This is a genomic window from Nonomuraea sp. SYSU D8015, assembly GCF_008065375.1.
GTDB lineage: Bacteria > Actinomycetota > Actinomycetes > Streptosporangiales > Streptosporangiaceae > Nonomuraea.
Genome location: NZ_VJYI01000001.1, coordinates 13,277 through 27,293, shown reverse-complemented (window position 1 = coordinate 27,293; position 14,017 = coordinate 13,277). Strand labels below are relative to the sequence as shown.

Sequence of the window (14,017 nt, the reverse complement as noted above, 5' to 3'; positions counted from 1 at the left end):
GCATGGCGTGCGCGTCGGAGGGGGGGCGATGGCCGGGTTCCTGGTCCGCAGGCTGCTCGACTACGCCGTGCTCGTCGCGGTCGCCGCGAGCCTCGCCTACCTTCTGGCGGCCACGGCCCTCGACCCGCGTTCCAACTACGCCGGCCGCACCCCCAAGCCGCCGCCCGCGGTGGTCGACGCCCAGCTCACGGCGCTCAACCTCAACGACAACACTCCGCTGCTGCAGCGCTACGCCACCTGGGCGGCCGGGGTGCTGCGCGGCGACTTCGGCAAGTCGGTCACGGGCGCGCCGGTCAACGAGGATCTCAAGCGGCGCATGGGCGTCACGTTCCGGCTGGTCGTGCTGGGAGCGGTGTGCGGGAGCCTGCTCGGGGTGCTCGCCGGAGCGCTCGCGGCGGTCCGGCAGTACGGCTGGTTCGACCGGCTCTCGACCGGGTTGTCCTTCGCCGCGCTCGCGGTGCCGGTGGTCGTGCTGGCCAACATCCTCATCCTGCTGGCCGTCTGGGCCAACGAGCACGTCTTCGGCCGGCAGGTGCTGCTGGTGAGCGGCGAATACAGCGACGGCCTCGACGCCGGGTTCTGGGGCCAGGTGGTCGACCGGCTGCAACACCTCATCCTGCCGACGATCTCGCTGTCGATCGGGCTCATCGCGGTCTTCAGCCGCTACCAGCGCAACATGATGCTCGACGTGCTCGGCGCCGACTTCCTGCGCACCGCCCTGGCCAAGGGGCTGAGCAGGCGTAAGGCGCTGCTCAAACACGCGCTGCGCACCGCGCTGATCCCGGTGGTGACCTACTTCGCGTTCATGTTCGGGGCGCTGCTGATGGGCGCCACGTTCACGGAGAAGATCTTCGGCTGGCACGGGCTGGGCGAGCAGCTGATCAACTCGATCTTCACCAACGACGTCAACACCGTGGCGGCCATCTCCTTCCTGGCGGCCGTCGCCGTGCTGTGCGCCTCGCTCGCCGCCGACCTGCTGCACGCGGCGCTCGACCCGAGGGTGCGGGCCTGATGACACTGTCGGAGGAGGAGCTGGCGGAGGAGCTGTCCGACGGCGTCATGCCCAAGGCCCCGTCGCGGGCGCGGGTGGTGGCCGGGCGGTTCTTCCGCTCCCGGCAGGGGCAGGTCGGGTTCGCGGTGCTGGCGCTGATGTTCCTGCTGGCGTTCGTCGGGCCGCTGTTCAACCGGTGGACCTACACGGACAAGGACTTCACCGCCTTCCTGCAGCCGCCTTCGTCCTCCCACTGGTTCGGAACGCTCCAAACCGGCGCCGACGTCTACGCGCTCACCCTGCGCGGCATGCAGAAGTCGCTGGTCGTCGGCCTGCTCGCGGCCCTGGTGTCCACGGCTCTGGCGGCCGTGGTCGGCGCGTTCGCCGGCTACTTCCGCGGGTGGACCGACCGGGTGCTGAGCTGGGTGACCAACCTGCTCCTCGTGCTGCCCGCGTTCCTCATCCTGGCGATCATGTCGCCGCTCTTCGGCGGCGCCGGGCGGTGGCCACTGTTCGTGATCATGCTGGCGCTGTTCCTGTGGATGGTGACCTCGAAGATCGTCAGGGGGATGGCGATCTCGTTGAGGGAGCGGGAGTTCATCCAGGCCGCCCGCTACATGGGGGTGCCGCCGGCCCGCATCGTCTTCCGCCACGTGATCCCCAACCTGTCGTCGCTGCTGATCGTGGACGCCACGCTCAACGTCAGCGCCGCGATCCTGACCGAGACCTCGCTGTCGTACTTCGGGTTCGGCATCCAGCCGCCCGACGTGTCGTTCGGCACGCTCATCGCCGACGGCTCCAAGACGGCCACGTACGCGCCGTGGACGTTCTGGTTCGTGGCCGGGCTGCTGGTGGTCACGGTGCTGGCGGTCAACCTGGTCGGCGACGCGCTGCGCGACGCGTTCGACCCGGCGGCCAGACGATGACCCCGGTGCTGGAGGTCAGCGACCTGACCGTGGCGTTCGGCGACGTGCCCGCCGTCCGCGGGGTCAGCTACGCCGTGCGTCCCGGCGAGGTCCTCGGCATCGTCGGCGAGTCCGGCTCGGGCAAGTCCGTCACCTCGGCCGCCGTCATGGGGCTGCTGCCGCCCGGGGCGCGCGTCACCGGGTCCGTGCGGCTGCACGGCAAAGAGCTGATCGGGGCCCCGGAGCGCGAGCTGACGGCGTTCCGCGGCAAGGCGATCTCGATGGTGTTCCAGGACCCGCTGTCGGCGCTCACGCCCGTCTACCGGGTGGGCGACCAGATCGCCGAGGCCGTGCGCGTGCACCAGCGGGTCAGCAAGGAGACGGCCCTGGTCAAGGCCATCGAGTTGCTGGAGCTCGTGGGCATCCCGCGTCCCGCCGAGCGGGCGCTGGCCTTCCCGCACGAGTTCTCCGGCGGCATGCGGCAGCGCGTGGTGATCGCGATGGCCATCGCCAACGATCCCGACGTGATCATCTGCGACGAGCCGACCACGGCGCTCGACGTCACCATCCAGGCGCAGGTGCTGGAGGTGCTCAAGAAGGCCCAGCGCAAGACGGGCGCGGCGATCATCATGATCACGCACGACCTGGGGGTGGTGGCCGGGTTCGCCGACCGGGTGCTGGTCATGTACGCTGGGCGGCCGGTCGAGGTGGGCGACGTGGAGGACATCTACTACCGGCCGCGCATGCCGTACACCGTGGGCCTGCTGAATTCGATCCCGCGCGTGGACCGCGACGGGCGGCGGCCGCTCGTGCCCATCGAGGGCAACCCGCCCGCGCCGGACGCGCTGCCGCCGGGGTGCCCGTTCGCGCCGCGCTGCCCCATGAAGATCGACGCGTGCGACGAGCGGGAGCCGCCGCTGTTCGAGGTCGGGGCGGGGCACCGGGCGGCGTGCATCCGGTGGGACGAGGTCCACCCGCACGGCCCCGGCAGGCACGAGGCCGCCAGGCCGCGGGAGCCGCGGGCGCGCGGCGAGCGCACGGTGCTGGAGGTCCACGGCCTGGTCAAGGACTATCCGCTGCTGAAGGGCGCGGTGTTCAAGCGCCGGGTCGGCACCGTGCACGCGGTGGCCGGGGTCGGCTTCGACCTCCGCCAGGGCGAGACGCTGGGGCTGGTGGGCGAGTCCGGCAGCGGCAAGACGACCACGCTGACGCAGATCCTCGAGCTCGCCCCGCCGCAGGCGGGCAGCATCGTCGTGCTCGGCCACGACACCTGCAGGCTCGGCCGGCGCGAGCGCGCCGGGATCAGGCGCGACATGCAGGTCGTCTTCCAGGACCCGATGGCCTCGCTCGACCCGCGCATGACCGTGCACGACATCCTGGCCGAGCCGCTGCGCACCCACGGCCGGTCGCGTCCCGGGCGGCGCGTGGCCGAGCTGCTGACGCTGGTGGGCCTCGACGTCTCACACGCCGCCCGCTACCCGCAGGATTTCTCCGGCGGGCAGCGGCAGCGCATCGGCATCGCGCGGGCGCTCGCGCTGGAGCCGCGGCTGCTCGTGCTGGACGAGCCGGTCTCGGCGCTCGACGTGTCGATCCAGGCCGGCGTGATCAACCTGCTCGACGCGCTGAAGGCCAGGCTCGGCCTGTCCTATCTGCTGGTGGCGCACGACCTCGCCGTGGTGCGCCACATCGCCGACCGGATCGCGGTGATGTACCTCGGCAGGATCGCCGAGATCGGCCAGGTGGACGCGATCTACGACGCCCCCATGCATCCGTACACGCAGGCCCTGCTGTCGGCGATCCCGCTGCCCGATCCGCGACGCGAGCGCTCGCGGCGGCGGATCCTGCTCGAAGGCGACCTGCCCAGCCCGGCCAACCCTCCGACGGGCTGCCGTTTCCGCACCAGGTGCCCGAAGTTCCGCGCCGAGCTCACCGACGAAGAACGCAGCCTGTGCGTCGACGTCGAGCCCGAGGTGCGGCTGCTGGGCGAGGACCAGGGCGCGGCCTGCCACTACGCCGAACGGCGCGAAGTCGTATAGACCAGGAGGAATCGCTCGATGAAAGCACCACGACTCGTCGTGGCGGCGGCCGTGGCCGCGTCGCTGTCCATGGCGGGCTGCGGCGGCGCCGGTGAAGGGCCGGTCGACAGCCCCGGCGACGACCGTACGATCAAGGCCTTCGACATCAACCTGCAGCCGCGCGACAAGGTCAGGGACGGCGGGACGCTGCGCTGGGGCATCAACGAGTTCCCCGCGCAGTGGAACCGGAACCACGTCGACGGCAACCTGGCCATGGCGGCCGTGGTCAGCAACGCGCTGCTGCCGTCGCCGTTCGTGTCCGACGAGAAGGCGGAGATCTCGCCCAATCGCGACTACGTGCTGGCGGCGGAGGTCACCGCGCAGAAGCCGAAGCAGGTGGTGACGTACACGCTGAACCCGAAGGCCCGCTGGTCCGACGGCAAGCCGATCACCTGGGCCGACTACCAGGCGCAGTGGCAGGCGCTGAACGGGCGGGACTCCGCGTACCGCATCGCCTCGCCGACCGGCTACCAGGACATCGAGAAGGTGGCCAAAGGCAAGGACGACTTCGAGGTGGTGGTGACGTTCGCGCGGCCGTTCGGGGACTGGCAGGCGCTCTTCGGGCCCCTGCTGCCGGCCGCCACCAACCGGACGCCCGAGGCGTTCAACACGGCCTGGCTCAACAAGATCCCCGTGACGGCGGGGCCGTTCCGGTTCGGGGGGTTCGACCAGACGGCCAAGACGATCACGCTGGTGCGGGACGACTCCTGGTGGGGCGACCGGGCCAAGCTCGACAAGATCATTTATCGGGCGTCGGAGCAGGACTCGCTGATCGGGGCGTTCAGCAACGGTGAGCTCGACATCATCGACGTGGGGCCGTCCGCGCCCGACTACGCGCGGGCGCGGGCCACATCCGGGGCTCAGGTACGCCAGGCTGCCGGGCCCGACTTCCGGCACTTCACCTTCAACGGGTCCAGCGAGCTGCTGAGAGACCGGAACGTGCGGCAGGCCATCCAGCTCGGCATCAACCGCCAGGCCATCGCGCAGTCCGACCTGCAGGGGCTGCAGTGGCCCGTCACGCTGCTCAACAACCACTTCTTCATGAACACACAGGAGGGCTACCAGGACAACGCCGGGAGCCTGGGGGCGTACGACCCGGCGCGGGCGCGGCGGCTGCTGGACGCGGCCGGGTGGAAGCTCAACGGGACGGTCAGGCAGAAGGGCGGCAAGACGCTCGATCTGCGGTTCGTGGTGCCGTCCGGAGTGCAGCTCAGCAAGCAGGAGGGGGAGCTGGCGCAGAGCATGCTCGCGCAGATCGGGGTGAAGCTGACGATCAAGGCGGTGCCGAGTGACGACTTCTTCACCAACTACGTGATTCCCGGGAATTTCGACATCACGCCGTTCGCCTACATCGGCACGCCGTTCCCGGTGTCGAGTAGTTACGGGGTCTACGCGAACTCGCCGGACGGCGGGAAGACGTGGAACGCGAACTTCGGGCGTACCGGGTCGAAGGCCATCGACGACGCCATGAGCCGGGCCGCCCGGAGCCTGGACCCCGTCCGGGCCCGCGCCGCCACCAACGCCGCGGATCGGTTGATCTGGGAGGAGGTGAACGTGTTGCCGCTCTACCAGCGGCCGCAGATGGTCGCGACCAAGGCGACGCTCGCGAACGTGGGGGCACGCGGCTTCTACGACCTCCGGTACCAGGACATCGGCTTCATGCGCTGACGGAACGGACCGGCCCGCCGAGCGCCGTCCAACGCTTGGCCGGACGGCTTGCAGGCGCGGGAGAGATCCCGGGCTCGGGGCCGGGCGGCCGGCCGGCCGAGCGCGAGGCCGGGCGGGTGAATCCGTGGGATGCGGCACGGACGCGACCATCTCCCGAGCGGGCAAGCGACCGAGCGGGCGCAAGGCCGCTCAGGCGCACGACCGGGCAGGCACCAGGGCGGGCGATGGGTGCCGGGCGGGCAGGCACCACCCGGGAGCCGGGCGGTAGGCCCGGGCGGGGCGGTGGGCGGGCCGGTCGTGAAGGTCGGGCCGGTCGTGAAGGTGAAGTGTCGGGGGTGGGGTGTAGAAGTGGGCGGTGATGATGAAGTTGACCTGGCCCCAGATCCTGGCGTGGCGGTTGCGCCGGCAGTTCGTGAGCGGGGGCGGCGCGCCCGACGCCGTGACCGTGGCCCGCAGGTTGTGCGGCGTCCAGACCCAGGTCGCCTCGTCGGCGCAGCTGGCGGTGGCGGTCAGGAGCGCCGAGCCCGACCCCGGCGAGCTCGGCCGCGCCCTGTGGACCGACCGCACCCTGGTCAAGACGTGGATCATGCGCGGCACCCTGCACCTCGTCCCCGCCGACGAGCTGGCCGGATACTGCGCCGCGCTGAGCACGTTGCGGTTCTGGGAGAAGGGTTCCTGGCAGCGCGGCCACGGCGTCACCGCCGCCGAGATCGCAGCGGTCGTCGAGGCGGTCCCGCAGGCGCTCGGCGAGCGGCCACTGACCCGCGAGGAGCTGGTCGACGCCGTGGTGGAGGTGACCGGCGACGCTCATCTGAAGGAGGCCCTCGCCTCCGGCTGGGGCGTCCTGCTCAAGCCGCTGAGCCGCCTGGGCGAGCTCTGCTACGGCCCGCCCCGGGAGGGCAGGGTGACGTTCACGGCCCCGCACGCCTGGATCCCCGGCTGGCCAGCCGAGCTGCCGCCGCACGAGGAAGCCGGCGTACGCGTGGCGCGCGCCTTCCTCGGCGCCCACGGGCCCGCGACGCCGGAGATGTTCGACACCTGGTTGTTCGGCGGGGTGGCGCGGAAGGCGGTGCTGAAGGGCTGGTTCCGCGACCTGGCCCCCGAGCTGACCGAGGTCGAGACCGACGACGGTCTCACCCTGCTGGCGCTGACCGAGCACCTCGACGACCTCGCGGCCACGCGCCCCTCGGCCGAGGTCCACCTGCTGCCGGGCTTCGATCAGTACATCCTGGCCGCCCCGCGCACGCTGGCCCCGCTCATCCCACCGCCGCTCAAGCCCAAGGTCAGCCGTCAGGCAGGGTGGATCTCCCCCGTGGTCGTCCACGAGGGCCGGGTGGCGGGCGTCTGGGAGGCCAGGAACGGCGACATCTCCCTCGACCTCGCCGCCCCGGTGCCGCAGGGGCCGCTGGACGAGGCCGTCGCTCGCGTGCGTTCCTTACTGCCCTAGCGGCGTGCGTCCTTGCCGCCCTTGGCCCGCGTGCGTTCCTTGCCGCCCTGGAGCCAGCCCGCCTCAGGGCCGGGCCGCCTCAGGTCGAGCTGCCGGCCATCACGCGGTCGACGATGCCCTGGGTGCCCTCCTCACGGGCGCAGTGGGCGCAGCAGTACCAATGCTCGCCCGCCTGCACCCCGTGCCCGATGACCTTGGTGCCGCAGTGCTCGCACACCGGCGCCATGGCCTCGATCGCGCACTGGAAGCAGTCGAAGGTGTGCACCGCTCCCTGCGCGTGCACCTCGAACGCCATGTCGTAGTCGTTGCCGCAGGTCTCGCAGACAGCCATGGTGATCCCCTTTTCGCAGTCGAGTCCGCCGGGGGGATACCCGGTTCCATGGTCCCTTTTCCCCAAAGAAGCACCATATTCAGGATCGCTCGAACGCGAACCGGGCCACCAGCGGCACCCCAGGAGCCCTAGCGCGGCCAGCGCGGCAGCAGGCTGAGCCATCCGCTCAGCCCGGCCACGAGCAGCGGACTGACCACGAACCGGGTGTACGAGATCGTGGACACGCCCCAGGACACGGCCCAGGCCGCGCAGACCGCGACCAGCGGCATTCAGCACCCCTTGCGCATTCGGTCAGGCCACAGTAAAGATCAACGATGTCCTTATATCCCCTGCCGAAGGGAAGATCGTGCTCACGCGAACGGTCATCGCGGCCGCCCTGGTCGCCGCCGGTATCGCCGCCGTCCCCTCCGCCGCCTACGCCGCCCCCGCGCGGTACACGCCCGAGCGCATCTGCGGCCCCGGCTTCCACCGCGTCAAGGACGGCCACCGGGCGATGAAGACCAGGGACGGGGCCGTGTTCGGGCACGTGTACCTGATGTACAGCAAGCACAGCGGCAAGAACTGCGTGACCGCGATCAAGACCGTGTACGGGGGCGTCCGCTCGGTCACCGGCGTCTACCTCGAGGTACGCGGCGGCGCGAAGTCCGAGGACGTGCAGAAGTACCGCTACTACGCCGAGACCAGCCACCTCGACGGCCCCTGGACGTGCGTCCGGTACGCCGGCTGGACCCGCGACCCCGACAACCGCGTCGAGGCCTGGGGCGGCCGTCAGTCGTGGGGCGCCTGCGAGGACTGAGGCACCACAGCCAGACGCAACCCGTAGAAATGCATTGAGCAAGCCGAACTCCCGGGCTAGGTTGGCCCGCATGGCGGACGGCAAGCATCCGTCTAGTCGCCGGCCAGCCAGGCGGCGCACAGTTGTGGAAAGGAGAACGACGCGCTTCGGAAGGGGGAGACCATGAAACGCGTCAGAGTCACGAAGGCGGCGGCCAAGCGGCGCACCAGGCCGGCCCTGGAGTTGGATCTACGTTCGCCGGCGGGTCGCACGCTTCCCTATTGACTCGCTCCTTACACCAGCCTTACGGGGGTATCTGTAGATAACATTGATAACAGGAATATCACGGGGGGCTCACGATGAAGAGGCTTGTGGTGGTGCCGCCACACGTTGCCAGGCACAAGGTCCGCGACATTCGCTCGGCAGACCGCCGCAGGCCACCCGCCGACCCCAAGGTGATCGACCTGCGAGCCTACACAGGCAGAAACGTGATCCGCTTCCCCGGCGGTCCGACACCTGCCGCTTGAGACCACCGACCGGCCCAGGCCGCCCCGGCCTGGGTCGTCGCATGTCAGCGGTCAGGTGGCGTAGAGCTGCTTGGTGTATGCCTCGCTGTAGTAGCTCTCCAGCTGCTCGATGCTCGCCTCGACCTTCTGCACCTCTTTGACCAGCCGCGCGTGCGAGGGCAGCTCGTCGCCCCAGGTGTCCGGTTTCCACAGCGAAGAGCGCATGAACGCCTTGGCGCAGTGGAAGAAGATCTGCTCGATCTCCACGACGAGCGCGATCTGCGGGCGGTGGCCCTTGACGATCATCTCGTCGAAGAACGGGGCCTCGCGGACGAGGCGGGCGCGGCCGTTGACGCGGAGGGTCTCGTTGCGGCCGGGGATCAGGAAAATCAACCCCACATGTGGATTTTTCAGGATGTTGAGGAATCCGTCTGCTCTGCGGTTTCCTGGGCGGTCCGGGATGGCGATCGTCGTGTCGTCGATGACGTGGACGAATCCGGCGGGGTCGCCCTTGGGCGAGACGTCACAGTTGCCCTGGTCGTCGGAGGTGGCGATCAGGCAGAACGGCGAGGCCGCGAGCCACTGCAGGTCACGCTCGTGCAGGCGTACGCGTTCCTTGGTCGCCGCCCTCGGCATGACCTCGCCGAGCAGCTCACGCAGCTCGGCCTCGGACCCGATCTCCGCCCAGCTCATGCGATCTCCCTTCGGGGGTTTCCATGATTTTGTCAGGAAATCGGGTCCAACATCCGATGTGGTGTCCGCAGTGCGAGACTGACCAGGTCCTCCCGCGTGTCGTGACGCAGGCCCGGCCCCGGGCGTACCTCGACCTCCTCCAGCGGGACGCTCCGGCCGCAGGTGGCGCAGGCCGATTGCCGGTCCAGCGGGGTGCCGCAGGCCACGTGGTGGTACAGGCGGCGGGGGCCGTGCGCGGCGAGGTTGCGCTCGCCCCACTGCGCCAGCGCGAGCACGGGGAGCCAGAGCTCGCGGCCCATGGGGGTCAGGACGTACTCGTCGCGGGGCGGCGCGTCCTGGTAGCGGCGCCGTTCGAGGACGCCTGCCGTGACCAGAGCGGCCAGGCGCTGGGACAGGACGGCTCGCGGGATGTCGAGGTGGGCCTGGAAGTCGCCGAAGCGGCGCACGCCGTACATGGCGTCGCGGACCACGAGCAGCGTCCACCGCTCGCCGAGCACCTCCAGGGCCTTGGCGAGGGAGCAGTCCTGGCCGTCATAGTTCTTGCCGAGCGCCATGGGAGCAGATGTTAGTTCATTCACCGAACCGTGGTAGCGTGCGGCTTCCCAGGGTTCAATGACCGAACCGAGGGACGCCGCGAAGGAGTTGAGACGATGGCGGAAGCCCGGATGGCCGACCTAGGCGGCCTGCGGATGCACTACCTGATCGACGGCGACGGCCCGCTGCTGGTCCTGCTGCATGGCTGGCCGCAGACCGGGTACTGCTGGCGCGCGATCATCCCCGCGCTGGCCGAGCACTTCACGGTCGTCGCGCCCGACCTGCGCGGGTACGGCCGCACCGACAAGCCGGCCGACGGCTACGACAAGCGCACGATGGCGGCCGACGTCCGCGCCCTCGTACGCTCGCTCGGCCACTCCACGCTCGCGCTGGCCGGACACGACCGGGGCGCCAGGGTCGCCCACCGCTACGCGCTCGACCACCCCGGTGAGGTGGAGCGACTGGTGGTCATGGACATCATCCCGACCAGGGAGATGTGGCGCAGGTTCGACATGACGACGGGCCTGGCCGCGAGCACCTGGCACTGGACGTTCCACCTGCAGCCCGACCTGCCGGAGCGGCTGGCGGGCCAGGACGTACGCGGCTACCTGGGCTACTTCTTCGAGAGGTGGACGGTGCAGCGGTCACGGCTGGAGACCGACGAGTACGTGCGGGCCTTCGAGCAGCCGGGGGCGCTGCGGGCCGGGTTCGCGGACTATCGGGCCTCGTTCCCGTACGATGCCGAGCACGACGACGCCGACTGGGACGCGGGCCGGCGGCTGGAGATGCCGGTGCTGGCGCTGTGGGGTGCGGCCGGACTGGCCAGCCGGGTGCCGGTGCTGGACATCTGGCGGGATTACGCCCTTGACGTGCGGGGAGCCGAAATCCCCGACTGCGGGCATTTCCTGGCCGAGGAACAGCCGGACGCGGTGCTCGCGCACCTGCTGGACTTCCTGCTGCCGCGCTGATCACCAGCGGCGGGCCTGCGCCATCGCCCCGAGGTAGGCGTCCCGCTCCAGCGCGAACTTGACCGGGTCCATGCCCTTCCGCTCGGCCCGCAGGTGGAGCATGGTCAGCTCGGTCGCGGCCTGCTGATAGTCGCTCATGGCCCGGCCGAGCCCCGCTCCCCTGGCCCACTTGCGGGCCGCCTTGCGCGCCGACAGCGTGCTCAGCATCCGGACGTCGGCGTCGGTGACCAGCCCGGTGTGCTGGTAGCCGGGCAGGTAGACGCTCAGCTTGCCGACCAGTTGACGGCGTTCGGCGACGGTCACGACGATGAGCAGGATGAGCGCCGCCATGATCACGAGGTAGGCGGCGCCCAGGTTGGCCAGCGACTGCGTGGTGGCGGCGCCGTTCCAGAGGCCGTGCAGGAGGACGGCGCCGAGGTAGCCGACCGGGATCGCGGCGAACCGGCCGGCCGTGCGGCGGGTGAGCGCGTATGCGACGCCGACACCGATCAAGGAGGTGTAGATCGGGTGGCCGAGCGGGTCGATCAGCCCACGCAGCACGAACAGCTGGATCGCCGCGCCGGCGCCGTTCTCGCCGTATGCGAGCAGGTAGTAGCCGACGTTCTCCACGGCAGCGAAGCCCAGGCCGGCCATGGAGGCGTACACGATGCCGTCGGTCAGGCCGTCGATCTCGTGCCGTCTGCGCAGCAGGAGCAGCAACGCCGAGCCCTTGAGCGCCTCCTCGATCACCGGTGCCAGCACGACGGCGCCGATGCTCTCGACGAGCGCGTCGCCGTACCCGGCCCTCAGGAACAACTGCTGGCCCAGCAGCGTGAACGCCACGGCCAGCACGACCGCCACCCCCGCGCCCCACGCGAACGCGAACGCCAGGTGCAACTTCGGCTCCGGCTCCAGCCTGTCGAGCGAGAGCACCGCCGCGAGCAGCACCGGCAGCGGCGCCACGGCCAGCAGCGCGGACAGCCCGAACCCGACGGGACCCCCGTCCGCCAGCATCAAGGCGAGGACGACCAGGGCGAGAAACCCCGAGACGACCAGCCCGGCGAGCAGTGCCTTGCTGGGGCGCTGGGCGAGCAACCGAGCTGTCATGGTCGTGGGTCCCCTTCCGTCGGTCCGCCCAGGATGCGCGCCGCGCATCTACAGGCACTTAACGGTTACTTGATTCCCGACAGTGCTGATCCGCCACGAGCGGCTCACCTCTCTGTAACGAATACACCACCAGGGGGGCCGGTCGCGTCGAGTCCCCAGCTTGGCTTAGGGTGATGTGTCCACAATCGGGACGGGGGATGGCAAATGGCGCAGCAGTACGGGCCGGGCGAGGGCCCCGGGCCGAGGTCGCTGACGGACGACGAGCTCTCGCTCCTGCTGGGCCAGCAGCGCTTCGGTGCGCTGGCGACGCACAAGAGCAGCGGACACCCGCACCTGTCCACCGTCCTCTACCGCTGGGACCCGGGACAGCGGGTGGTGCGGATCTCCACCATCGCCGACCGGCTCAAGGTCCGGCAACTGCACAAGGAGCCCCGCTGCGCGCTGTACGTGACCAGCGACGACTTCTGGTCCTACGCCGTGGCGGAAGGCGACGCCGAGCTGTCGCCGGTGACCACCGAGCCCGGCGACGAGGTGGGCCGGGAGCTCCTGGCCATGCAGGCGGGCCTGGCCGATCCGGCCGACGAGGGGGCGTTCCTGCGGCAGATGGTCGACGACCGGCGGCTGGTGATCAGGATCAGGGTGTCGCGGCTGTACGGGACGGCGCTCGCCGTGTAGCGCGGCGCCGGTTGTAGGCCACGGACGCGATCACGACGAGGACGAGCGCCAGGTCGATGGCGGCCGACCAGCGCATGGCCGCCACGTGTCCGCCGCCCAGTGCCACCGCGAAGAACACCGCGCCGATCACGGCCACGCCGCCCGCCCCGGCGAACTGCTGCGCCGTGCTCAGCATGCCGGAGCCGATGCCGGCCTGGTGCGGCTCCACCTCCACCAGAGCCGCCCCGATGAGCTGTGGCAGGACCAGCCCGTTGCCGATGCCGACGAGCATGAGCCCGGCCATGACGTACGGCAGGCCCAGGCCGGCAGCGGCCACCAGCAGGCCGAGCCCGATCGCCGACACCGTGCCGCCGATCATGACGACGATCAGCCCGTACCTCTTGACCAGACGCGTCCCCAGCAGCGAGGTCAGGGAGAACAGCACGCCCATCGGCGCGAACGCCAGCCCCGCCTCGAACGCCGTCAAGCCCATCCCGCCCTGCAGCAGCAGCGTCAGCGTGAACATGAACGAGGCGAAATACGCCATGAACGCCACGATCGACCCGACACCCGCCAGGTAGGAGTGCACCTTGAGCAGCGCCAGGTCCAGCACCGGCTGCCCGCCGCGCGCCCCGAGCAGCCGCTGCCGGCGCCACGTCAGCGCGAACACCGGCACGCTCACCGCCATGCTCACCCACGTCCAGGCGGGCCAGCCCAGGCTGTTGCCGAGGCCGAGCGGCACGAGCACCAGCGCCAGCCCCGCGGCCAGGCCCGCCGCGCCCGGCAGGTCCAGGCGCGGCCGGCGGGCCCTCTCGACCTCGGGCAGTAGCCACGCGGCCAGCGGCACGACGACGAGGCCGACCGGCAGGTTGATGAGGAAGATGATCCGCCAGCCCAGGCCCAGCACGTCGGCTGTCAGCAGCAGGCCGCCCAGGACCTGCCCGGCGATGGAGCCCAGGCCGCCGGCGGCGCCGTACCAGCCGACCGCCCTGCCCCGCTCCTCGGGCGGGTAGACGGCCGAGATCGTGGCCAGCACCTGCGGCACCATGACCGCGCCCGCCAGGCCTTGGAGCAGACGGGCGGCGACGAGCTGGGCCGGGCTCACGGCGATCCCGCAGAGCACCGAGGCGATGGTGAACGCGGCCACGCCCCAGAGGAACATGCGCCGGTGGCCGTAGCGGTCGCCCAGACGCCCACCGGTGATCATGCCGGCCGCGTACGTGAAGGCGTAGCCGCCCACGATCAGCTCCAGGGCGGCGGGGCCGGTGTGGAGGTCACGCTCGATGGAGGGGGCGGCCACGTTGACGACGAAGAAGTCGAACTGGGCCATGAACCAGGCGGAGAGGAGGACGGCCAACGCTCCGGGGAATCTCACACCCTTCAG

14 protein-coding genes are annotated in these 14,017 nt (G+C 70.7%); 8 read left to right on the top strand and 6 right to left on the bottom strand.

From position 1 onward, the window contains the following. Positions 1–28 precede the first annotated feature (28 nt). The 5 genes from ID574_RS02000 (at position 29) to ID574_RS01980 (ending at position 7,086) form a co-directional block, all read left to right on the top strand. On the top strand, positions 29–1,012 hold the full coding sequence (locus tag ID574_RS02000; protein WP_188188225.1) for an ABC transporter permease: 984 nt from the start codon (positions 29–31) through the stop codon (positions 1,010–1,012). Then, positions 1,012–1,917 carry an ABC transporter permease gene (locus ID574_RS01995; RefSeq protein ID WP_188187033.1) on the top strand — a complete coding sequence of 302 codons (906 nt, stop codon included), beginning with the start codon at positions 1,012–1,014 and terminating at the stop codon, positions 1,915–1,917. Before ID574_RS02000 ends, ID574_RS01995 begins: the two co-directional genes overlap by 1 nt. Next, positions 1,914–3,932 (top strand): dipeptide ABC transporter ATP-binding protein, encoded by a 2,019-nt coding sequence (locus ID574_RS01990; protein WP_188187032.1) that lies wholly within the window; start codon positions 1,914–1,916, stop codon positions 3,930–3,932. The genes ID574_RS01995 and ID574_RS01990 overlap by 4 nt, the downstream gene beginning before the upstream one ends. 18 nt (positions 3,933–3,950) lie before the next feature. Then, positions 3,951–5,639 carry an ABC transporter family substrate-binding protein gene (locus ID574_RS01985; RefSeq protein ID WP_223166283.1) on the top strand — a complete coding sequence of 563 codons (1,689 nt, stop codon included), beginning with the start codon at positions 3,951–3,953 and terminating at the stop codon, positions 5,637–5,639. A gap of 358 nt (positions 5,640–5,997) precedes the next feature. Further along, on the top strand, positions 5,998–7,086 hold the full coding sequence (locus tag ID574_RS01980; protein ID WP_223166493.1) for a DNA glycosylase AlkZ-like family protein: 1,089 nt from the start codon (positions 5,998–6,000) through the stop codon (positions 7,084–7,086). A gap of 79 nt (positions 7,087–7,165) precedes the next feature. Here the strand turns inward: ID574_RS01980 and ID574_RS01975 are convergent, their stop codons facing one another. Together ID574_RS01975 and ID574_RS01970 are read right to left on the bottom strand one after the other, a co-directional pair. Beyond that, positions 7,166–7,417, bottom strand: a complete 252-nt coding sequence (locus tag ID574_RS01975) for a hypothetical protein (RefSeq protein ID WP_188187031.1) — start codon at positions 7,415–7,417, stop codon at positions 7,166–7,168. Positions 7,418–7,545: 128 nt separating this feature from the next. Then, a complete protein-coding gene (locus ID574_RS01970) occupies positions 7,546–7,686 on the bottom strand; it encodes a hypothetical protein (protein ID WP_188187030.1) in 141 nt (46 codons plus the stop codon). Positions 7,687–7,763: 77 nt separating this feature from the next. Between ID574_RS01970 and ID574_RS01965 the strand changes: the two genes are divergently transcribed. Next, positions 7,764–8,213: a hypothetical protein gene (locus tag ID574_RS01965; protein WP_188187029.1), complete on the top strand. Its 450-nt coding sequence runs from the start codon at positions 7,764–7,766 to the stop codon at positions 8,211–8,213. 557 nt (positions 8,214–8,770) lie between these two features. Here ID574_RS01965 and ID574_RS01960 read toward each other — a convergent pair. Further along, positions 8,771–9,391, bottom strand: a complete 621-nt coding sequence (locus ID574_RS01960) for a pyridoxamine 5'-phosphate oxidase family protein (RefSeq protein WP_188187028.1) — start codon at positions 9,389–9,391, stop codon at positions 8,771–8,773. Positions 9,392–9,423: 32 nt separating this feature from the next. Beyond that, positions 9,424–9,945, bottom strand: a complete 522-nt coding sequence (locus tag ID574_RS01955) for a winged helix-turn-helix transcriptional regulator (protein WP_188187027.1) — start codon at positions 9,943–9,945, stop codon at positions 9,424–9,426. 96 nt (positions 9,946–10,041) lie between these two features. On the opposite strand from ID574_RS01955, the gene ID574_RS01950 reads away from it, so the two are divergent. Further along, complete coding sequence (locus ID574_RS01950) at positions 10,042–10,893, top strand: alpha/beta fold hydrolase (protein ID WP_223166282.1); 852 nt, start codon at positions 10,042–10,044, stop codon at positions 10,891–10,893. On the opposite strand, the gene ID574_RS01945 is transcribed toward ID574_RS01950, so the two are convergent. Next, complete coding sequence (locus ID574_RS01945) at positions 10,894–11,979, bottom strand: PrsW family intramembrane metalloprotease (protein ID WP_188187026.1); 1,086 nt, start codon at positions 11,977–11,979, stop codon at positions 10,894–10,896. A gap of 204 nt (positions 11,980–12,183) precedes the next feature. Between ID574_RS01945 and ID574_RS01940 the strand changes: the two genes are divergently transcribed. Continuing rightward, positions 12,184–12,654, top strand: coding sequence for a TIGR03618 family F420-dependent PPOX class oxidoreductase (locus ID574_RS01940; protein WP_188187025.1), 471 nt, complete (start codon positions 12,184–12,186; stop codon positions 12,652–12,654). On the opposite strand, the gene ID574_RS01935 is transcribed toward ID574_RS01940, so the two are convergent. Beyond that, complete coding sequence (locus ID574_RS01935) at positions 12,614–14,008, bottom strand: MFS transporter (protein WP_223166281.1); 1,395 nt, start codon at positions 14,006–14,008, stop codon at positions 12,614–12,616. The two genes, ID574_RS01940 and ID574_RS01935, sit on opposite strands and share 41 nt — an antisense overlap. Between the last annotated feature and the right edge of the window lie 9 nt (positions 14,009–14,017).